Annotated in this window: 18 protein-coding genes; 8 read left to right on the top strand and 10 right to left on the bottom strand. The window is 65.9% G+C overall.

Going from position 1 to position 19,706, the window contains the following annotated elements:
* Positions 1 to 337: 337 nt before the first annotated feature.
* A complete protein-coding gene (gene katE / locus OEJ36_RS24560) occupies positions 338 to 2,473 on the bottom strand; it encodes a catalase HPII (RefSeq protein ID WP_263403745.1) in 2,136 nt (711 codons plus the stop codon).
* A gap of 145 nt (positions 2,474 to 2,618) precedes the next feature.
* Positions 2,619 to 2,792, bottom strand: coding sequence for a general stress protein (locus OEJ36_RS24565; RefSeq protein WP_184489186.1), 174 nt, complete (start codon positions 2,790 to 2,792; stop codon positions 2,619 to 2,621).
* A 383-nt stretch (positions 2,793 to 3,175) separates the two neighbouring features.
* On the opposite strand from OEJ36_RS24565, the gene OEJ36_RS24570 reads away from it, so the two are divergent.
* Complete coding sequence (locus OEJ36_RS24570) at positions 3,176 to 3,433, top strand: hypothetical protein (RefSeq protein ID WP_263403746.1); 258 nt, start codon at positions 3,176 to 3,178, stop codon at positions 3,431 to 3,433.
* Positions 3,430 to 3,864, top strand: a complete 435-nt coding sequence (locus OEJ36_RS24575; protein WP_263403747.1) for a hypothetical protein — start codon at positions 3,430 to 3,432, stop codon at positions 3,862 to 3,864. The genes OEJ36_RS24570 and OEJ36_RS24575 overlap by 4 nt, the downstream gene beginning before the upstream one ends.
* Positions 3,865 to 4,254: 390 nt before the next feature.
* On the opposite strand, the gene OEJ36_RS24580 is transcribed toward OEJ36_RS24575, so the two are convergent.
* Positions 4,255 to 6,723: a glycogen/starch/alpha-glucan phosphorylase gene (locus OEJ36_RS24580; protein ID WP_263403748.1), complete on the bottom strand. Its 2,469-nt coding sequence runs from the start codon at positions 6,721 to 6,723 to the stop codon at positions 4,255 to 4,257.
* Positions 6,724 to 6,755: 32 nt separating this feature from the next.
* Positions 6,756 to 7,151 (bottom strand): DUF2513 domain-containing protein, encoded by a 396-nt coding sequence (locus tag OEJ36_RS24585; RefSeq protein WP_021220768.1) that lies wholly within the window; start codon positions 7,149 to 7,151, stop codon positions 6,756 to 6,758.
* A gap of 330 nt (positions 7,152 to 7,481) precedes the next feature.
* On the opposite strand from OEJ36_RS24585, the gene OEJ36_RS24590 reads away from it, so the two are divergent.
* The 6 genes from OEJ36_RS24590 (at position 7,482) to OEJ36_RS24615 (ending at position 10,855) form a co-directional block, all read left to right on the top strand.
* Positions 7,482 to 7,859: a Rho termination factor N-terminal domain-containing protein gene (locus OEJ36_RS24590; protein ID WP_263403749.1), complete on the top strand. Its 378-nt coding sequence runs from the start codon at positions 7,482 to 7,484 to the stop codon at positions 7,857 to 7,859.
* 70 nt (positions 7,860 to 7,929) lie between these two features.
* Positions 7,930 to 8,190: a hypothetical protein gene (locus OEJ36_RS24595; protein ID WP_263403750.1), complete on the top strand. Its 261-nt coding sequence runs from the start codon at positions 7,930 to 7,932 to the stop codon at positions 8,188 to 8,190.
* Positions 8,191 to 8,229: 39 nt separating this feature from the next.
* Entirely contained in the window at positions 8,230 to 8,655 is a 426-nt protein-coding gene (locus tag OEJ36_RS24600; protein WP_263403751.1) for a hypothetical protein, read from the top strand.
* Positions 8,656 to 8,685: 30 nt separating this feature from the next.
* On the top strand, positions 8,686 to 9,798 hold the full coding sequence (locus OEJ36_RS24605; protein WP_263403752.1) for a DUF3182 family protein: 1,113 nt from the start codon (positions 8,686 to 8,688) through the stop codon (positions 9,796 to 9,798).
* Complete coding sequence (locus OEJ36_RS24610) at positions 9,785 to 10,555, top strand: alpha/beta hydrolase family protein (RefSeq protein WP_263403753.1); 771 nt, start codon at positions 9,785 to 9,787, stop codon at positions 10,553 to 10,555. Before OEJ36_RS24605 ends, OEJ36_RS24610 begins: the two co-directional genes overlap by 14 nt.
* Positions 10,556 to 10,633: 78 nt before the next feature.
* Entirely contained in the window at positions 10,634 to 10,855 is a 222-nt protein-coding gene (locus OEJ36_RS24615; RefSeq protein ID WP_263403754.1) for a DUF3203 family protein, read from the top strand.
* 307 nt (positions 10,856 to 11,162) lie between these two features.
* Here the strand turns inward: OEJ36_RS24615 and OEJ36_RS24620 are convergent, their stop codons facing one another.
* The 6 genes from OEJ36_RS24620 to OEJ36_RS24645 form a co-directional block, all read right to left on the bottom strand.
* Positions 11,163 to 12,623, bottom strand: coding sequence for an outer membrane protein transport protein (locus OEJ36_RS24620; RefSeq protein WP_263403755.1), 1,461 nt, complete (start codon positions 12,621 to 12,623; stop codon positions 11,163 to 11,165).
* 194 nt (positions 12,624 to 12,817) lie between these two features.
* The gene (gene praA, locus OEJ36_RS24625; protein WP_184490212.1) at positions 12,818 to 13,303 is read right to left on the bottom strand and encodes an alkane oxidation protein activator PraA; all 486 of its coding nucleotides are present in this window, start codon (positions 13,301 to 13,303) and stop codon (positions 12,818 to 12,820) included.
* A 1,278-nt stretch (positions 13,304 to 14,581) separates the two neighbouring features.
* Positions 14,582 to 15,835: an efflux RND transporter periplasmic adaptor subunit gene (locus OEJ36_RS24630; RefSeq protein WP_263403756.1), complete on the bottom strand. Its 1,254-nt coding sequence runs from the start codon at positions 15,833 to 15,835 to the stop codon at positions 14,582 to 14,584.
* Positions 15,825 to 17,312: a TolC family protein gene (locus OEJ36_RS24635; RefSeq protein WP_411861050.1), complete on the bottom strand. Its 1,488-nt coding sequence runs from the start codon at positions 17,310 to 17,312 to the stop codon at positions 15,825 to 15,827. Before OEJ36_RS24635 ends, OEJ36_RS24630 begins: the two co-directional genes overlap by 11 nt.
* On the bottom strand, positions 17,305 to 18,516 hold the full coding sequence (locus OEJ36_RS24640; protein ID WP_263403757.1) for an ABC transporter permease: 1,212 nt from the start codon (positions 18,514 to 18,516) through the stop codon (positions 17,305 to 17,307). The genes OEJ36_RS24635 and OEJ36_RS24640 overlap by 8 nt, the downstream gene beginning before the upstream one ends.
* Positions 18,513 to 19,217 carry an ABC transporter ATP-binding protein gene (locus OEJ36_RS24645; protein WP_031288220.1) on the bottom strand — a complete coding sequence of 235 codons (705 nt, stop codon included), beginning with the start codon at positions 19,215 to 19,217 and terminating at the stop codon, positions 18,513 to 18,515. Before OEJ36_RS24645 ends, OEJ36_RS24640 begins: the two co-directional genes overlap by 4 nt.
* Positions 19,218 to 19,706 lie beyond the last annotated feature (489 nt).

Genomic DNA, 19,706 nt, shown 5'->3' on the forward strand with positions numbered 1-19,706 from the left:
CGAACCACTTAAAAGGAACCAAAAGGGCTTGCCCCTGCATACGGGTCTGGCTTCGCCAGACTTCCCTCGCTCCATCATCGTTCCAGGGGCACGCCGCGAAGGGCCATCCCTGGCCCATCGCGGCTCTCGCGACATCCATGTCGCTCAACCCCCTACACGACGATTCGCTCGGCCTCCTGAAAGGGGCGTTTGGCGGCTGCTCCAACATTGATGCCCGCTTTCATCGATCAATGTGCGCCTTATTTTGAGAGCCTCTCTCGAACCCAAGCTGGCAAACGTCTACAGCCATCAGAAACATCTGCCAAACCCCGACGCCCTCCCTGGCGCCATGCGTGGTCTATGCCGGTACGGCCTTGGCCTTGGGCTCCCGCGCCCAGACCCGGTGCTTGGCGATGGCATCGAACAGCGGCCTGGCTACATCCTTCGCCGTGGCACCGCTGAGCAATCCTTCGTCCGCCTCCAGGTGCAGCTGGCTGGCCAGGTCGCCCGCCGCGCCGCACAGCGCGATGGCCTTGAGGTGCTTGTAGGCCTCTTGCAGGTAATGCAGCGCATCGCCATCCCCGCCGAAGGTCTTCGCCGCACTGTCGCCACCGGGCACGAACACCGCATCGAACGCGATGGAAGGCAGCCCGGCGATGGTGGCGTCGGGCACCAGTTGCTTGCCTTCGGCGGTGTTCACCGGCGCCGAACTGGGTGCCAGCAGCTTGGCGCTGGCGCCGGCCTTCTTCAGTTCGCCCTGGATGAACTCCACATCGCTGCCCTGCACGCCGTTGGCGATAAGGATGGCCACCTTGCGCGACTTGATGTTGCCCGGCAGCAGGTTCATCTGGCTCAGCGCGGGCGAGGCCTTGAGGCCGATCTCCGGTACCTGCACCGTGGGTGCCTGGGGCGGCGTGAGGCCGAGGTTTTCGGCCACCTGGCGGGCCAGGTCGAGGTCGATATTGGCGAGAATTTCCTTCACCTGGCGCTCACGGATGTGCACCCGCTCCACCTTGCCCAGCTCGAAGCTGTAGGCCGCCACCACATGGCCTTTCTCCGTCTCGCTGAGGCTGTTGTAGAACAGCCGCGCCTGGGAGAAGTGATCGGCGAAGGAGTCGGCGCGCTTGCGCAGCTTGGTGCCCGACAGCGGCTCGTGGTAGCTGCTGAAGCCACCGCTACGCGCGGCGGGCGGCGTCTCCTTCGGCCAGCCGCCGTCGATGGAGTTGGGCTCGTAGGCAGCACGCCCCTTGTTCACCGTCTGCCGGTGCAGGGCGTCGCGCTGGTTGTTGTGGAACGGGCAAACCGGGCGGTTGATGGGGATCTCGTTGAAGTTCGGCCCGCCGAGGCGCGAGAGCTGCGTGTCGGTGTAGGAGAACAGCCGCCCCTGCAGCAGCGGATCGTTGCTGAAGTCGATGCCGGGCACCAGGTGGCCGGGATGGAAGGCCGCCTGCTCGGTTTCGGCGAAGAAGTTGTCCGGGTTGCGGTTCAGCACCAGCTTGCCCACCTTGCGCACCGGCACCAGCTCCTCGGGCACCAGCTTGGTGGGGTCGAGCAGGTCGAAGTCGAACTTATGCTCGTCCTCCTCGGGGATCACCTGCAGGCCCAGTTCCCATTCCGGGTAGTCGCCTTTTTCGATGTCTTCCCAGAGGGTGCGGCGCTGGAAGTCCGGGTCCTTGCCGGCGAGCTTCTGCGCCTCGTCCCAGACCAGCGAGTAGACGCCCGACAGGGGCCGCCAGTGGAACTTGACGAAGACGCTGCGGCCCTCGGCGTTGATCAGGCGGAAGGTGTGTACGCCAAAGCCCTGCATGCCCCGGTAGCCCACCGGGATGGCCCGGTCGGACATGGTCCAGAGCACCATGTGCGCCGACTCGGGCACCAGGGAGACGAAGTCCCAGAAGGTGTCGTGGGCCGAGGCACCGGTGGGGATTTCGTTGTGCGGTTCAGGCTTCACCGCATGCACGAAGTCGGGGAACTTGATGGCGTCCTGGATGAAGAACACCGGCATGTTGTTGCCCACCAGGTCGAAGTTGCCTTCGTCTGTGTAGAACTTCACCGCGAAGCCGCGCACGTCGCGCACCGTGTCGGCCGAGCCACGCGGCCCCTGCACCGTGGAGAAGCGCACGAACACCGGGGTTTTCTTCGCCGGCTCGTTGAGGAAGTCGGCCTTGGTCAGCTCGGCCAGTGGCTCGTAGACCTGGAAATAGCCATGGGCCGCAGCGCCACGGGCATGGACGATGCGCTCGGGAATGCGCTCGTGGTCGAAGTGGGTGATCTTCTCCCGCAGGATGAAGTCTTCCAGCAACGAGGGGCCGCGCTCGCCGGCCTTCAGGCTGTTCTGGTTGTCGGCGATGCGCGTGCCGGTGTTGGTGGTCAGGGCCTGGTCGGTGGCGTCTTCGCGAAAGCCCTCCAGTTGGTCGAGCTTGCGGTTGCTGTTTTCACGGTCAGGGGTGTCGGTACCGGCGAGTTGGCTGCCGGTCTTCTTCTGGGTGGGCATCGAATCTTCTCCTGGCTTGGAATCGACGCCCAGGCAGGCGCCGGGCCTGACGACGCATTGCGCGTGCGCAGGTGATCACGGGTGTTGCAGGTAATCCGGCAAGGGTGGGGAGCGACGGCCGCATGCCGCCACTCCCCGTTGGGCGTCAGTCACTGGTGTTGCTGTGGCTGCGCTGTCCTCCCTTGCGGCCGGCTGCGGATGCGCGTGCCGGGTCGTTCCTGAAATTGCCACCACTCACATGTCCGCCCTTCTTACCGGCTTCGGATGCGCGTTGTGGGTCTTCTGCGAAGTTGCCTTTGCCGCCTCGGTGTTGAGCCATTGCACAAATCCTCTCTGGTCGTTGATCTGACGTTGTCGTGGAGCAGGCGCCAAACCGGCGCCTAGTAGGTCTGAGGGCAGCATTGCGGAGAGGTTCTAACTATTTGCGCCCCGTTCGGCACGGGCTGCGGGGCTGTCGATTGAGTGCGGCTATGGCCACGACTGGGGCGTCGATAGCGAGCGCCAATCACATAGATCATCGTCAATTAACTGCCGGGAGGTATTTCGCGGGCGCAGGCTGATGTAATCACGGGCAATTCCCGGCCCATGCCGTACCTGGGCCGTTGGCCAGTATTTACGCGTGTCGGCAGGGGTTTAAGGTGAAAACAGGCAAGACACCGGAGCGGAGTTGCCGCCCCTATCCTGCGACCGGAGGTAGTCACCGTGCCCAGCAGCCAACCCAGTGCCCGCGACATCGAGATCCACTTCAACCAGCGCCTGCGGCCCAGCACCCATGGCCACTGCGTGATGGAGGCGGATGGCACTCTGACCATTCACCTGCACGATGGTGAACGGCAGCTGACGGTGGTGGGCATTACCCGTGCAACCTATGGCAACCAGGAGGCTCTATTCGAATTGGGGCCTGCACTGCTGGAAGAGTGGTCGGCCCTGCGTTCACAACCCGATGGAGCCTTGCCATGAACCCAGCCGCACCCGAGCCGACCTCGCTCCCCTCGCCCAGCAAGACCCATGAGTTTCTCCGCGACTTCGAAACGGCGCTCGCCAGCCAGGCCCTGCCGCTGTTCGAGGAAGCGGCGCGTCATGCCCGCCGGGGCGGCATCGAGGTGACGGTGGAGATGGACATCAGCGACCCGCTGCACCCGCAGTTGCGCCTGGCCGCCAGCAACCCGGGGACGCGCACCAGCCACTACCGGATCATCGCCGACGCGGCCAACCTGGGCCTGGTGCATGAAGAGTTCTACGCCTTCAACGACGAGACTCGCACCCTGCCCGCGCAGTTGGCTTCGATCAACGAAACGGTGATCGACACCCGCCTCGCTGCTTTCTTCCTCAAGGCCTTCGCCCTGCCCCTGGACTACGTCACCGAACGCCGCCAGGCGGGGTTCTGGTAGGGCCCTCGCACTGCCCGCCAAACAACCTGCCTGCGGATGGTCCGCGTGGTGGACGGGTAAATCGTCGTCCATCCCCCCTGAACTCGCTCTCACACACCGGTGGAGATCGCTTTTCACCTCCACCAGGCGGTGTCGCAGGTGAGCACGATGGTTGAGCGACAGGTAGGTCGGGTGAAACCCGGCGCACGGTGCCCTCTCGATCGCGAATGAATTCGCTCCTACACAGAGCGGCGGCGCTGCGCGCCGCTTGGCGACTGACGTCGCCCCTACACAGGGGAGCTCGCCGAAAGCACCGTGCGGAGGTGCGCACGGCACACCCTACGACACGCGTTCATCCTGCAGTCGTAGGTCGGGTGCAACCCGACGGGCTGCCCCTCCCCTCGCCTCCGATCAATCCCGGTTGGTGGGCACCTTCCAGATGTCGGCGGCGTATTCGCCGATGGTGCGGTCGGAGGAGAACCAGCCGGCGCGGGCGGTGTTGAGCACGGCCGATTTCCACCATTGCGCGGGCTTCTGCCAGGCGGCGTCGACACGGCGCTGGGCGTGCCAGTAGGCGTCGAAATCCGCGCAGACCATGAAGCGGTCGTCCCGCACCAGGCCCTCCACCAGGGCTTCATAGCGGTGCGGGTCATCCGGCGAGAACACGCCCCGACGCACCGCCTCCAGCGCACCGCTGAGGCGCTCGGAGCCGGCGATCACCGCGCTCATGTCCAGCTCGCCGGCACGCTTGCGCTGCTCCACCTGGCCGGCGGTCATGCCGAAGATGAACATGTGCTCGGCGCCGATCAGCTGGCTCATCTCCACATTGGCGCCGTCCAGGGTGCCGATGGTCAGCGCGCCGTTGAGGGCGAACTTCATGTTGCTGGTGCCGGAGGCTTCCAGCCCGGCGGTGGAGATCTGTTCGGACAGGTCCGCCGCGGGGATGATCACCTCCGCCAGGCTGACGTTGTAGTTGGGGATGAACACCACCTTGAGCAGCCCGCGCACCGTGGGGTCGGCGTTGATGGTGCGGGCGATGTCATTGGCCAGCTTGATGATCAGCTTGGCCTGGTGATAGCTGGCCGCCGCCTTGCCGGCGAAGATCTTCACCCGCGGCGCCCAGTCGGTGGTCGGCTCGTTGCGGATGGCCTGGTACAGCGCCACGGTGTGCAGCAGGTTGAGCAGCTGGCGCTTGTACTCGTGGATGCGCTTGACCTGCACATCGAAGATCGCCTCGGTGTCCAGGTGAATGCCCAGGCGCTCGTGCACCAGCCGCGCCAGTGCCGCCTTGTTCTGCTGGCGGTGGGCGGCGAACTGCTTGCGGAAGCCGGGCTTGTCGGCATGGGGCTCGAGGTTGCGCAGCAGCTCCTCGGGGGCGTCCAGCAGGTTTTCGCCGAGGGCGTCCACCAGGGACCCGGTGAGCAGCGGGTTCACCTGGTACAGCCAGCGGCGGAAGGTCACGCCGTTGGTCTTGTTGCCGATGCGCTGCGGGTAGAGCCGGTGCAGGTCGCGGAACACGGTCTCCCGCATCAGGTCGGTGTGCAGCGCCGAAACGCCATTGATGCTGTGGGAGCCGAGGAACGCCAGGTTGCCCATGCGCACCCGGCGCCCGTGGTCTTCCTCGATCAGCGACACCGAGCGCAGCAGGGCGAAGTCGTGGATGTCCTGCGCGCGCAGGGAATCGATGTGGTAGGCGTTGATCAGGTAGATGATCTGCATGTGCCGGGGCAGCAGGCGCTCCATCAGCGACACCGGCCAGGATTCCAGCGCCTCCGGCAGCAAGGTGTGGTTGGTGTAGGACAGCGTCGCCACGGTCATTTCCCAGGCCGCGTACCACTCGATCTGGTAGACATCCACCAATTGGCGCATCAGCTCGGCCACGGCGATGGCCGGGTGGGTGTCGTTGAGCTGGATCGCCGCCTTCTCCGGCAACGAGCGGATATCGCCATGGCTGGTCATGTGGCGGTGCAGCAGGTCCTGCAGCGAGGCGGAAACGAAGAAGTATTCCTGGCGCAGGCGCAGCTCCTGCCCGGCCTCGGTGCTGTCGGCCGGGTACAGCACCCGCGAGATGCTCTCGGCACGCACCACATCGGCCACCGCGCCGAAGTGGTCGCCGGCGTTGAAGCGTTCCAGCTGCAGGTCTTCGATGGCCCGCGCGCGCCACAGGCGCAGGGTGTTGACGCTGGCACCGCGCCAGCCCACCACCGGCGTGTCATAGGCGATGGCACGCAGGGTTTCGTTGGGCTGCCAGACCTGGCGCGGCACCTCGCCCTCGCCATCCTCGGTGAGCACGCTGCCGCCGAAGCCGATGTTGTAGCTGACCTCGGGCCGCTCGAACTCCCAGGGGTTGCCGAAATCCAGCCAGGTTTCGGTGTGCTCCTGCTGCCAGCCATCACTGACCACCTGCCGGAACAGGCCGTGCTCGTAACGGATGCCGTAGCCGTGAGCGGCGAGCCCGAGGGTCGCCATGCTCTCCATGAAGCAGGCTGCCAGGCGCCCCAGGCCACCGTTGCCCAGGGCCGCGTCGGGCTCCACCTGGCGGATGGTGTCCAGGTCCACGTCCAGCTCGGCGAGGGCCGCGCGGGCGGTTTCCAGCAGGCCCAGGTTGCTCAGGCAGTCCACCAGCAGGCGGCCGATGAGGAACTCAAGGGACAGGTAATAGACGCGCTTGTGCTGCTTGCGATCGACCTGCGTCTCGGCCTCTTCCCAGTTGTCCACCAGGTGGTCACGGGCGGCCAGGGCGACGGCTTCGAACCAGTCGTGGCTGTAGGCGTTGCGCGGGTCCTTGCCGACCGCGTACTTGAGCTTGGCGAGGATGTTCTGCTTGAAGGCCTCGACCGGTGTGGGGCCGGCCGGGGTGGCGGCTTTCTCGGTGGACATGTCCTGCTCCTTGGCTGATGAGGCGCGAACCCTCAGTTGAACAGTGCGTCGTTGTGCGCCAGGCGCAGGTGACGCGCGGTGTCGCCCGTGGCGGGCGGCCGGGCCGTGGAGCGCAGCGTCTCCAGGCTGATGCCGCCCATGCGCTGTTGCAGGAAGGCCTTGGTCGCCTCCCAGGCGTCGTCATCACGGATGGGGTCGAGCAGGTCGTGGCCGGCCAGGGTGAGGCCCTTGGCGATCATCACCGGGTCACCGTTCCAGGGGTGGTGCGCGGTGCACTCGGCGAGGCCCGCCTGGCACATCAGGTGGAGGTGGTGGCTGACCGACTCCAGTGTGTGCCCGGCGTAGGGCTGTGGGTGGAAGTGCTGGCCGGTTCCGAGTGATTCGATCTCCAGCAGCAAGGCCCTGATCAGGTCCCAGTCTCTTTTCATGTCGCGGTGTCCTTATGCCCTATCGGTGCGCGGTTGCATGCGTGCGAGGAGATGCTGCCCGGCCCCTGTTCGGCCGGGCCTGCGCAACGTCGTGCGGTGGCGCACCGGAGCCGGTGCGGAGCGCGCTTCCATCCCCTAGGAGGTGAGTCCGCCAGGGGGCGGAGAGAGTTCAACCTAATCGTGCATTTCGCACGTTGCACTGCGACCGCCGGTCATGGCCCGCCGGCAAAAACCTGAACTCTGCCCGCTGGGGCCATTCAGAAAACCTGAGGGCCCCGAAGCGGCACAGGCCACGCGGGGCGAGTCGAGCGCGACGCAAGGAGGTTGCCCATGCCACGCGGAAGCAAAGACAAATACACCGAAGCCCAGAAGCGCAAAGCCGCCCATATCGAGGAAGGCTACGAACAGAAAGGTGTCTCCCCAGGCGAAGCCGAAGCGCGCGCCTGGGCCACAGTCAACAAGCAGTCCGGCGGTGGCGAAAAGGCCGGCGGCTCGGGCCGCAGCACCTCGCCGGCAAGCAAGGCGGCGGCGCGTCGTTCCTCGGCCCGTCGGGCCGTGGCGACCAAGCACGGCGCCCCGCGCCCCGGCACCCGCCTGGAGGACACCAGCAAGGCCGACCTGATGATCCGCGCCCGGGCGCTGAAGATTCCCGGCCGTTCGCGGATGCGCAAGGACGAGCTGGTCAAGGCCCTGAAGAAAGCCGCCTGACCGCCCCCTGATCACGCACGACGATCACGCGCGGCCAGCCCTCCCGGTCGCGCCCACCAAGGAGAACCCCATGGCCGAACCGTCCAACATGGAACGCCTGGTCGCCATCGGCGGCGGCATCATGCTGATCCGCAAGGGCGTCGCCACCCGTGGCCTGCTCGGGCTGGCCGACATCATCGTCGGCGCCGCCGCCATCTATCGCGGCATCAGCCGTACCCGCCCCCGCGCCAGCGTGCATCAGCTGCACCCGCTGCCAGTGGTGGAGCGGGTGCCGCCAGGCAAACAACTGGTCAATCCGGCCAGCCTGGTGAAAACGCCCTTCCAGCAGTAGTCGCACACGGCGCGCCCAGGGTGCGCGAGGAGAACCACCATGAACCTGAGGATGCCCCTGCTGCTGGCCGCCTGCCTGGCTTCGCCCCTGGCGCTGGCCGATGCCTGCCAGGTGGAGACCCACCCGGTGAGCCGCCAGGTACCCGGCGTCGAAACCGAGACCTGCTACGAGTACTCCGGCATGCCAGCCGGCGCGGTCGACTGGTCCTGCAGCAACGAAAGCAAGGACATGCTGCAGAGCGACAAGCGCAAGGTGGCCAGCTGCAAGAGCGGCTGGTTCGGCCGCTGCACGGGCGCCCTCACCCAAGAGGCGCTGGCCAACCCGCAGTCCAGCGGCGAGGAAGGCAGCGACCCGGCCAACATCCCCGCCGACGCCAAGGTGGTCACCTACCACTACACGGCCAAGGACCCGGCGCAGGCGAAGATCGACTGCGAAAGCGGCGGCGGCACCTGGCAGGCCCGCTGATCCCGACCACCCGGCACGAGGAGCTGTGCCATGCACGAATCCCCATCACCCCGCGAAGGGGTCGCCCTGCTCGATGTGCGCCACGATGCGCCCGAGCATGAACGCCAGGTCCACCAGTGGCTCGGCGAACATATCGCCGCCCTGCTCGACACGCCCTTCCTGGGCGGTCGACAGGATAGCGCTGCACGGGCGCGCTACTTCATCCCCAACGACACCCTGATCGGCCGTGGCCAGGCCCGCGAACTGGGCATCCGTTCGGACGCCGACTTCTTCGGCGGCATGGTCGCCGAACCCTTCATGGCCACCAAGGCCATCACTCATCCCCTGCCCGGTCCTTCCGCCCATGCGCCGCCGGGCTGGTCGGAAGGCTTCTTCCACCTCGCCGGGCGCGCGGTGCTCAGCGGCTACAGCGCCTTCAACATCGACGACGCCATGCAGGCCGGCATCCGTCTGCTGCTGTCCGGGCCGGTGCGGGTCAAGCCGGTACGCGCCACGGCCGGGCGCGGCCAGTGCCTGGTGACCGACGAGAACCAGCTGCGCGAAGCCATCGCCGCCCAGGAACTCGACGAGATCGCCACCTGGGGCCTGGTGCTGGAAGAGCACCTGGAAGACGTCCTCACCTACAGCGTTGGCCAGGTGCAGGTGGCCGGCTTTACCGCCAGCTATTTCGGCACCCAAGGGCTGACCGAGGACAATGGCGGCGTCTCCGTCTACGGCGGCTCGGAACTGCTGGTGGTACGCGGTGGCTGGAAAGACCTGCTGGACCTGGCCGGTGACGAGCCGGTGCACCTGGCCATCGAACAGGCCCGGGCCTATGAGCAGGCGGCCCAGGCGTGCTTCCCGGGCTTTCTCGCCTCACGACGCAACTACGACATCGCCCAGGGCATCAATGCGCGCGGCCAGTTGCGCTCGGGGGTGCTGGAGCAGTCCTGGCGCATCGGCGGGGCCAGCGCAGCGGAAATACTGGCGATCGAAGCCTTCGCTGCCGACCCGCAGCTGACGTGCATCCGCGCGGCGACCGTCGAGCGCTACGGCGCGGGGTTCGAGATACCGGGCGGGGCCACACTGCTCTACCAGGGCGACGATGCCGAAGTCGGCCCCATCAGCAAATTCGCGAGGGTGGAACCTTATGGCGTCGCGTAGCGAAAGCGTGGATATCCAGGTCGCCAACGAACAGATCGCAGGGACCTTCCTCACCCCCGCCGCCAAGGTGCCGGGCATCCTCTTCGTCCACGGCTGGGGCGGCAGCCAGCAGCGCGACCTGGCACGGGCCAAGGGCATCGCCGGGCTCGGCTGCGTGTGCCTGACCTTCGACCTGCGTGGCCACGAGAAGACCGAGGTGCAGAAGCAGACGGTGACCCGCGCCGACAACCTCGACGACCTGATCGCCGCCTACGACCTGCTGGCCAGCCACCCCGCCACCGACACCTCCGCCATCGCGGTAATCGGCAGCAGCTACGGCGGCTACCTGGCGACCATCCTCAGCACGCTGCGCCCGGTGCGCTGGCTGGCCCTGCGGGTACCCGCGCTGTATTGGGATGATGAGTGGGACACGCCCAAGCACGCCCTCGACCGCCAACGCCTGGCGAGCTACCGGCTGACCGCCGTGCGGCCGAGCGAGAACCGCGCCCTGGCGGCCTGCGCCGCCTTCGAGGGGGATGTGCTGATCGTCGAATCCGAACACGATGACTTCGTGCCGCACCCGACCATCATGAGTTACCGCGCCGCCTTCGAGCGCGCCCACTCGCTGACCCACCGCATCCTCGACGGCGCCGACCACGCGCTGAGTGGCGACCGCAGCCAGAAGGCCTACACCGGCCTGCTGACCGACTGGATCAGCGAGATGGTGATCGGCGAGCGGGTGGGCAACTTTCCCCACCATTCGGCCTTCTACTCCTGAGCCCCCGGTCGCCTGGCCTGAACCTTTACAAGCGCAGGCGCTTCTACCCAACAGGCCCAGCCATGTGAGGAGAACGACATGCCCGTGAACATCGATCTGGAAGGCGGCACCTGCGCCATCGAACTCAACGGCAACCACAGCGAGGTGCCGATCCGCGACATCGTCATCAGCACCGATGACGGCCTGCGCGCCTCGGTGATCCGCAGCCCGGCGGGCGATGCGTTGATCAGCGAGGACGAAGCCCAAGTGCTGGTGGGGGCTGGCGCCAAGGATGATCGCCATAACGTCATCGCTGACTGAGCTTGCCGCCGTGTTGCCCATCGGGGTGGAGGGGCTGAGAGCCAGGTGCTCCCGCGCAAAGACACCCTGCACGGGCACAGGAAATGCCCCGAGGGAGAAGAGAAAGGCCGCTGATTCCTTCCGGCGGCCGACGTAAAAAGGGGGCAGGCCCACCCGTGGTGAGGACACGAGCCCGGACCCGCCCCAACTTCCCCGCCTGTTCTGATCGGCCCGATGCCCCGGGAACCGGGTGACGATCGAGGTCGCAGGTGGGGAATTTCCAGTCTTTGCAGGCAATTGAAAAACTGACTGCGTTTTCAACGGCCCGTTAGAACATGTAGGTGGCCGAGAGGCTGACGATCTGCCCCTTGGATTCCACCTTGCCATCGATGCTGCCACCGCCCAGGCGGTCCTGGTTCTGGGTGCGCAGGCGACCCTCGTCGACGAATTGGCGGGAATAAGCGACATCCACGCTCAGGTTCGGGTCGGAGGCGAAGCGGTAGCTGCCACCCAGGGAGACGAAGGTACGGTCGCCGTCGGGGATGCGCGCATCGCGGGTGGAGTTGCGGGTCGGCGTCTGGTCCAGCGCCACGCCCGCCCGCAGGGTCAGCTGGTCGTTGAAGCGGTAGTCACCGCCCACCGAGTACATCCAGGTGTCCTTGTAGTTGTAGGGAATGTCGACGATCAGGTTGCCGTGGGACTCCAGCTTCAGGGACTTGAAGGACGACCACTCGGTCCAGGTCACGCTGGCGGCGAGGCTTAAGCTGTCGTTGAAGTCATGTACCCAATCCAGGGTAGCCATGGCCGGGATGTCCATGCGCGACTCGGCGTGGTCGCCGTTGGCGTTGAGTATCAGACCGGCATAGCCCGCTTGCTCCAGGGCGGTGGGGTTCATCAGCTCGGGAGAGGTCAGGAAGTTGAGCCCATTCGCATCCGAGAAGTGCCAGTTATAGTCGCCATCCAATTCGTTCTTGATCTTGGCGTGGTACGCCAGGCCCAAGGTGTCCTGGGTGGTTGGCTTCCAGGCAACGCTGGCAAACCAGCCCGGGGATACGTTGTCGACCTTCACACGCATCGTCGCCCGGGTGACCCCACTGGGTAAGCCACCTGCGAAAATGGAGTCTGGGTTTGCCGCAGCAGCAGCCATCAGGTCCACGTTCTGGCTCACGAAGCCCTGGGTACGCTGGATAACCACCCCGCCACCCACGGCCCACTGATCATCGATCTTGAAAGACAGCGAACCGGCCAGCGCCGCAGTCTCGATCTTTGTATCCAGGGCGAAGTCCTTGCCCTTGAAGTTCTTGTCCCAGGTGCTGCGCATGCCCATGGGGACGACCTGGCCCAGACCGAAGGCGAAGCGGTCGCCGATCGGGATAACCAGGAACTGGGTGGGCAGCCACTTGCTGAAGCCGCCGTTGCCACCGTCTCCCAACTGCCTGATTTCGCCCGTGTTGACATCGGCGAGCTCAGTGCGTGGGTTACCTGCATAGTCGTAGGCTTCCCCTTTGAATTTCATGTCGATATCGGCATAGATCGCCGATACCTGGCCGATGGGGCGCTCGATAAAGGCCATGGCGGCCGGGTTGTTGAAGGCGGCGCTGGGGTCGTTCTTCCACACCGAGCCACCGGCAAATGCACGGCCCCAGCCGGGCGTGCCATAGGTGGGTACGGCAAAGGCACCGGCTTCGGCTTGTTGAGCGCCGATAACGGCACTGAGTACCGCCAGGCTCAGCAAACTGCGTTTGCGCGTGAAATTGAAAAGAGAGGGGCGCTTCGAATACGTCTTCATGACAACTCCTTGCTTATTATAATTTTCTGCCTCACGGGGCATGTCTGCACAACTAATAGTTCAGAAAATCAAACTTCCTCACTAATGGCTCGAAACCTTTCTTACTTGCCCAATGTGCTGAACCCATATCGCGACAGTATTCCAATCACAATGAAAGCGGCCTTCCCACCCGGAGATGGGAAGGCCGTTCACTCTTACGGAACCAGAGTGAATGCCGGGGTCGGATTCACATACAGGCTCTGGATGGTGCAAGAGCCAACCGGCTGGTTCGGGTTCAGGGTGAGCTTGTTGGCAGAGTTGCTCCAGACACCATTCACGGTGACCGGGGTGCTGCTGCAGTTGATGCCAGCCACGGTGAACTTGACGCCGCTGACGCTGCCAGCGGTGAGGCTGGAGGCGGTCAGGGTCCAGGGCAGGCCGGCTGCGCTGGCTGCACCGCAGAAGCCGCCGCCAGTGATGTTCACGGCAGTGATGGTGGCTTTGTCAGCACCGCCCACGGAGGTTGTGCCGATGAATTCAACGTTGCAGGTCACAGCGGGCAGGATGCCAGGCTTGACCACCGACACACCCTTGGCGGAGAAGGCGGTGTTGGCCGGAGTGATGGTTACGGCCATGGCCGAGGAAGCGCCCATGCACAGAGCCAGAGCAGCGGTAGCAACGGAGATTTTGGACATTTTCATTGTTTTCGTTCCTTGGTTGATAAGCAAAACATGGTTTTGTTTTTGGTCACTGGGAATACACCACGAAGACCTTCCTGTTTAACCCATGACCGCTTTTCAAACTTGCCCAGTCACCCGCTGCTTCAAGTTACCGGCGGACGTTATTCCAACTCCGGTTTCAATCGGCGACGCCACACTGCTTCCGGGCAAGTTCCCAGGCCAACGTCCGTTGCGGATACATAACAATCGAAGTGCAGCTATCCAGGCTGCGTCATGTCATCCATCCAACAACGTCCGCATGGCACTGATCGGGCCGGTACCTGCCGAAGCAAGTGCCGGACGAGTTCCTCAACGCTGTTGTTCAGTCACGCTCGTTTCGATGCAGGGCCATGGACATACGACGGCCTGCGAGAGGGTTTCCACCGCTTCCGCCCCCGGGGCGGACAGGACGCATCGGCTCGGGCACAAGGCTCGATACGAGGCGAGGGAGCCGGGCGGCAGATTCCCGGCGAGTGATAGGGGCGTTGCCTGATACAGGCGAAAAATGGAGCATCCGTTGCCACCTCCCTGCTGCGTTCCAATGCGTAGCGATCTTTACCGACTCGCCAGGGGTTGTTACTCATCGGCGTCTTACCTGTGGGACCCGGGCTTGTGCCCTTGTGGGTGACTTCCCAGTGGGTAGCGCCGGGAACGAGATTAGGTTGCTGGACCGCATTTCATACCTAGCAAAAGGTTGGGCACCCCCGCTCCAGAGCCTGCCAGCGAAGCCGCAAAAGCGGGAACTTCCTACACACCTGCGTCAAAGGTCGCACGCCATATAGCTGACTATCCCGACAACTCGGGGCTTGACGGGTGTTTCCATAACGGACACTCGCCCATCCGCCGCATCGTTCTGGTGCATGAATTGATTGTTCGAAAAATGAATCCGCGCCCATCCACGGCGAATCTGCAGGCAGAAAGCCAGGTAATACGCGCGATCGTGCAAGTTGGAGGCCGAAAACCGATGCATCTCGCAGGTTGAATTGAGCGACGCAGCCCAGCGCATTAGTGCCTCCATGGGCTCCACAGCGTTGGGCCTCGCTGCGTTCGGCGCCAACCTACGGGGATTGCATGAGGGTTCGGCGTGGGCCGGGTAAGCACGCCTTGTAGGTTGGGCTGAGGCACGAAGCCCAACACATCCGCGCCTCAATGGGCTCCACGGCGTTGGGCCTCGCTGCGCTCGGCACCAACCTACGGGAATTGCATGAGGGTGCGGCGTAGGCCGGGTGAAACCCGGCGGGGATGGCGAAACGCGGAGGATCAGCCGGAGACGCCGACGAACCCTGGCTCCAGGCCGAAGACTTCGACACCGGCGGGGGTGGAGCGGCCGGTTCGCACCTCTACTTCACGCTCGGGCTGTTCGAGGGTGGAGCGGTAATCCAGCAGCCAGCGCCCTTCCGCGTTGCGCAGGGCCTCAGGTGGCACCACCATGGCCGCTTCGTTGCGGTAGGCAAGGATCGACAGCCTTGCGCTCATGCCCAGGCGCACCCGGCGCATCTGTTCCTCGCTGAGGTCGGGGATGGCGACCATCACCTCGAACTGTGCGCCGCCCTGGGTGCTCGGCAGCGCCTGGCCACCGACCACGCTGACCTGCCCGTGCAGCGCCTCGCCCTCGAAGCCATCGCCCTGCACATCCACCGCCATGCCTTCGCGCAACTGGTTGACGTCCAGTTCGGAGACCCGCGCGACGATCTTCAGCTGCTCGATGCTGGCCAACCCGAACAGCGGCGCGCCCTGGGTCACCTGGGAGCCGGCCTGCACCGGGCCGCGCGCGGCGTCCTCCAGGCTCAGGCCGGGGGCCGCGACGACGATGCCGGAGAACGGCGCCTTGATGTCCTTGGCCTCCAACAGCTTGCGCAGGGCCTGGTGCTTGACCTCGGCATTGGCCAGTTCCATTTCGGCGATCTGCAGGTATTCGCCACTGCCGCGCGCCTGGGAGCGGGCCAAGTCGCGCTCGGCGGCGTTGAGGTCCATGCGCTGCAGGCGCTCCTGCTGTTCCAGGTCTTCCAGTTCGTTGCGCGGGATGATGCCGCGGTCGAACAGCGCGCGGGTCTGGCCGAGCTTCTTCTCGGTGCTGGCCACGGCCAGCTGGGCGCTGCGCAGGGTACGGCGGGCACGGGACATTTCCTCGCCGCTGTCCCAGTCCTTCAGCTCCTGCACCGCGCGCCGCGCCTTGAGCAGGGCCGACAGCGCATCGCGCTGCTGCACCTCGGTTTCAGCCACATCCATGCGCAGCAGCAACTGCCCGGCCTTGACCCGCTGCCCCGCCTCTACCAGGGACTCGGCCACGATGCCGGCGAAGGGCGCGCCCAGGGCCAGGGTCTTCTCCGGCTCGATGCGCCCCACCAGGCCGATGCTGTGTTCCAGCGGTGCAGGGTCCACGCGCTGCCAGCGCAAGGCAGCCGGTGCCGCACCCGGCGCATCACGCAGGCCCCAGGTGATACCGGCAATGGCCAGCACGGCGACGGCGAGCAGCAGGCCACGGCGGGCCAGCGGGGAGCGGTCAGTAGTCATTGAGCGAGATGTCCCATCTGTCGAGCGTCATGCCCAGGGCCAGGTCCAGTTGCGTTTGCGCATCGAGGTAGGCAATCAGCGCATTGAGGCGGGCGTTCTCGGCACTGCGCAGGTCGCTCTCGAAGCTGAGCACCTGGAAGTTGCTGGAGCGTCCGGCGTTGAGCTTGTCGCGCTCGATGTCCAGCTTGCGCCGCGACAGGTCCAGGGCGCGGTTGGCGATCTCCAGCTGGCGCCAGCGGGTGCCGACGTCGCGCACCACATCGGTGACGTTGCGTTCCAGGGCCTGGCGCGCATCGGCCACCTGCAACTCCTGGTCTTCGACATTGACCCGCGCCTGCACCTCGCCCTGGCGCCGCGTCAGGTCGCCGATGGGGATGTCCACGCGCACCCCGGCGTAGCTGTCCCAGGAGCGGTTGCTACCACTGCTGTGCGGGTAGTCGTAGCGGTCCTGGGTCTGGCTGCCCCCCACCTCCAGGGAAACGTCCCAGAGCCGTTGGTTCTTCGCCACCACCAGATTGATGTCCGCCTGCTGGCGGGTGATCAGCTGGCGCAGGTAATCCGGCTGCTGCTGCTCGGCCAGCCTCACCGCCTGCTCGCGGTTGACCTCGATGCGCTCCGCCTCCAGGGCGTCGCTGGCACGCACCTGCGAGGACAGGTCCAGGGCCAGCAGGCGCAGCAGTTCCAGGCGCGAGGAATCCAGCTGGTTGGCGGCCTCCTCCACGCTCAGTTCCTGGGTGGCGAGGTCGGCTTCGGTCTGCACGATCTCGAACTCGGCCATGCGCCCGGCCTCGATCATCGAGCGGTTGACCGTGACCAGCTGCTGGGTGCGCTCCAGCGCGGCGCGGGCGATGCGCTGCTGCTCCTGGGCGCGCAGCAGGTTGCGGTAGGCACTGATGATGGCAGTGACCGTCTGCGAGACGCTGGATTTGAGGTTGAGCCGGTTGGCCTGCTCCGACAGCTGGGCCAGGCGCACCGGCGCGGTGTTGACCTCGCGCCCGGCGCCACGCAGCAGCGGCTGGATGATGCTCAGGTCGACGCCGTCGTTGCGCGTGCGCCCGGCCCGGTCGGCGTCGTTGTAGCCCTTGCTCCAGCCCAGGGCGAACTGGGTGCCGTACTCATTGAGAACGGTCGCCGTGGGGCCGATGCGGCCGTCACGGTAACGGTCATCGTGGTTGCGGTTGGCCCGGTAGCTACCGGTGATGTAGAGCTTGGGGTTGAACACGTCTTCGGACACGCGCAGGTCGAATTTCTCGGCGATGCGCCGCAGGTAGTCGCTCTGGATGCTGCGGTTGTTGCGCAGGCCGAGGAACACCGCATCCAGCAGGGACAGATCGGCCATCTGCTCGCTGAGCAGCGGGCCGTTGCCCTGGCGCTCCATGGTCGGCGCCGAGGGGTCCAGGCGCTCCTCGCCCCAGGGCTTGGCCTGGACCGGCAGGATGACCATCAACAGGACCGGAAGCAGCAGGCGGCTACGCATCACGCAGGGCCTCCACCGGTTGCAGGCGCGCGGCCGAAATGGCCGGGTGCAGGCCGAAGAACAGCCCCACCAGCAGCGTGCTGCCAATGCCCAGCGGCAGCGCCGACGACGCCAGGGCGAAGTCCCAGCCACAGAGGCGTGCGTAGCCCCAGGCGGCGGCCACGCCAAGCAAGGCGCCGGATACGGCACCGGCGGCGGTGAGCGTCACCGCCTCCAGCAGGAACAGGTTGCGGATGTCGCGGCGCCGCGCACCCAGGGCCATGCGCACACCGATCTCGCGGCGCCGCTCGCTGACGTTCATCAGCATCACGTTCATCACCCCCACGCCGCCGCCCACCAGGGAGATACCGCCCAGGGCCGCCAGCAGGTAGGTGAAGGTGCGGGTCTGCTGCTGCATGGCGTCGATCATCTGCTGGGCCACCTGCAGGGTGCCCTTCTGCTCGCCGGCGATCTCGCGGTTGACCCGCTGCAGCAGGCGCTCACCGATGGCGGCCACGTCCTTGCCCGGCACCACCCGGGCGATCAGCGTGCTGATGCTCGGCGCCGGGTTGATGCGCGCCATGCCCGCCGGCGGCAGGAACAGCGCGTCGTCGGCGGTGAAGGGAATGATGCCGCCACCGCCCTGGGGCTTGAGGATGCCGATCACCTGGAACTGGTAATCATCGATGCGCACGCGGTCGCCCAGCTGCAGCGGGTCGCCCGGAACCCCCAGCGCCAGGGCCGCCTGGGCACCGACCACAACGAAAGTCTGGCGGGCGTCGAAAGCCGACAGGTAGCGCCCCTGGGCCACCCGCAAACGCGCCGCATCGCCCAGGGACGCATCGGCGCCCACCAGGGCCAGGCTGCGGGTGCGGCCGTGGAACACCACCTGGCTGCTGTAGAGCACCAGCGGGCTGACATGCTCGATGCCGGGCACGCTCGCCTCGAGGGTCGGGCCGTCCAGCACCAATGGCAGGCCGTCGCTCCCCCGCGCCACGGAAGGCAGCTGCACCACCACCGCCTCGGTGCCCATCTCGCGGAACACGCTCATGGCCTGGTCGGCGGCGTTCTGGCCGATGTTCAACAGGGCGATCACCGAGCAGCTGCCCATGACTATGCCCAGCAGCGCCAGCAACGAGCGCCGCCCGAGGTTGCGCAGGCTCCCGAGCGCCTCGTGCAGCAACTGCGTCAGCGAGGGGGCCGGGGCCGACTCCAGCAGCGTCATGCCGGGACCGCCTCGTCCACCACCCTGCCCTCGCGCACGCGGATGCGCCGTTCCAGGCGAGCGGCGATGCCGGGGTCGTGGGTGACGATCACCAGGGTCACGCCATTGGCGCGATTGAGCTCCAGCAGCAGCTGCATGATGTCTTCGGCGGTGGCGGCATCGAGGTTGCCGGTGGGCTCGTCGGCGAGGATCAACGCCGGCTCGCCCACCAGCGCACGGGCGATGGCCACGCGCTGGCGCTGGCCGCCGGAAAGGTCCGCCGGCAGATGCCCGGCCCGCGCCGCCAGGCCGACCCGCTCGAGCATGGCATGGGCCCGCTCGCGGGACTCGCGCAGGGCCACGCCACGGTAGCTCAGGGGCAAGGCGACATTGTCCAGCGCGCTGAGCCGGGGCAGCAGGTTGAAGCTCTGGAAGACGAAGCCGATCAGGCGGTTGCGCAGCGCCGCCAGGTCATCCGGGCTGGCCGTGAACACATCGTGACCACCCAGGTGGTAGAAGCCGCTGCTGGGCAGGTCGAGCAGGCCGAGAATATTCAGCAGCGTGCTCTTGCCCGAGCCGGAACTGCCGAGAATGGCGCAGCTCTCGCCCCGGGCGATCTCCAGGGAGACCCCACTGAGGATGCGCAGCTCCTGCTCGGCGAGCCGATAGCGCTTTTCGATATCCCGCAGGCGGATGAGCCGCTCGTTATTGTTGTTCAACATGTCCATGTTTCCGCTGACCTGCATCCTTTAGCGGACCGATACAGGGGTTCCGTTCCCATCCCGTGGAAAAGGCAGGCCACTCGGGATGCCAGAGCCCTGGCTCAGATAATTAACACCCGCCAGTAAGGCCAGGAACCCACAGGAGGTATAGCCAATCTTTAGTTTGGCGAAGGGTCGGAATTGCCCCGCTCAACGTGACAGCCAACCCTTCAACTCATTGCGTGCCTTCCAGGCCCGGCCAGATGCATCGAGCCTTTACGGACAGCACACGCCCCACCTTCAGCCCTTTCCGATTTCCTTTCCCTTGCCACATCCCGAGCCTTGAGGACTCGCGCCTTGCCCCGTTTACGGGCTGCTGACGCGGTTCACGGCCAGGCGTACCAGGCGCTTGGGCACCGTTCAACGACAACGGAAAGGGAATCGACATGGCAACTGGCTATTTCATCCGCCGAGGCGACAAGACCAGTTGTGGCGGTGTGGTGATCGAGG

Origin of the sequence: Pseudomonas sp. PDM13, from assembly GCF_025685765.1 — a bacterium.
GTDB classification, from domain to species: Bacteria; Pseudomonadota; Gammaproteobacteria; order Pseudomonadales; family Pseudomonadaceae; genus Metapseudomonas; species Metapseudomonas solani.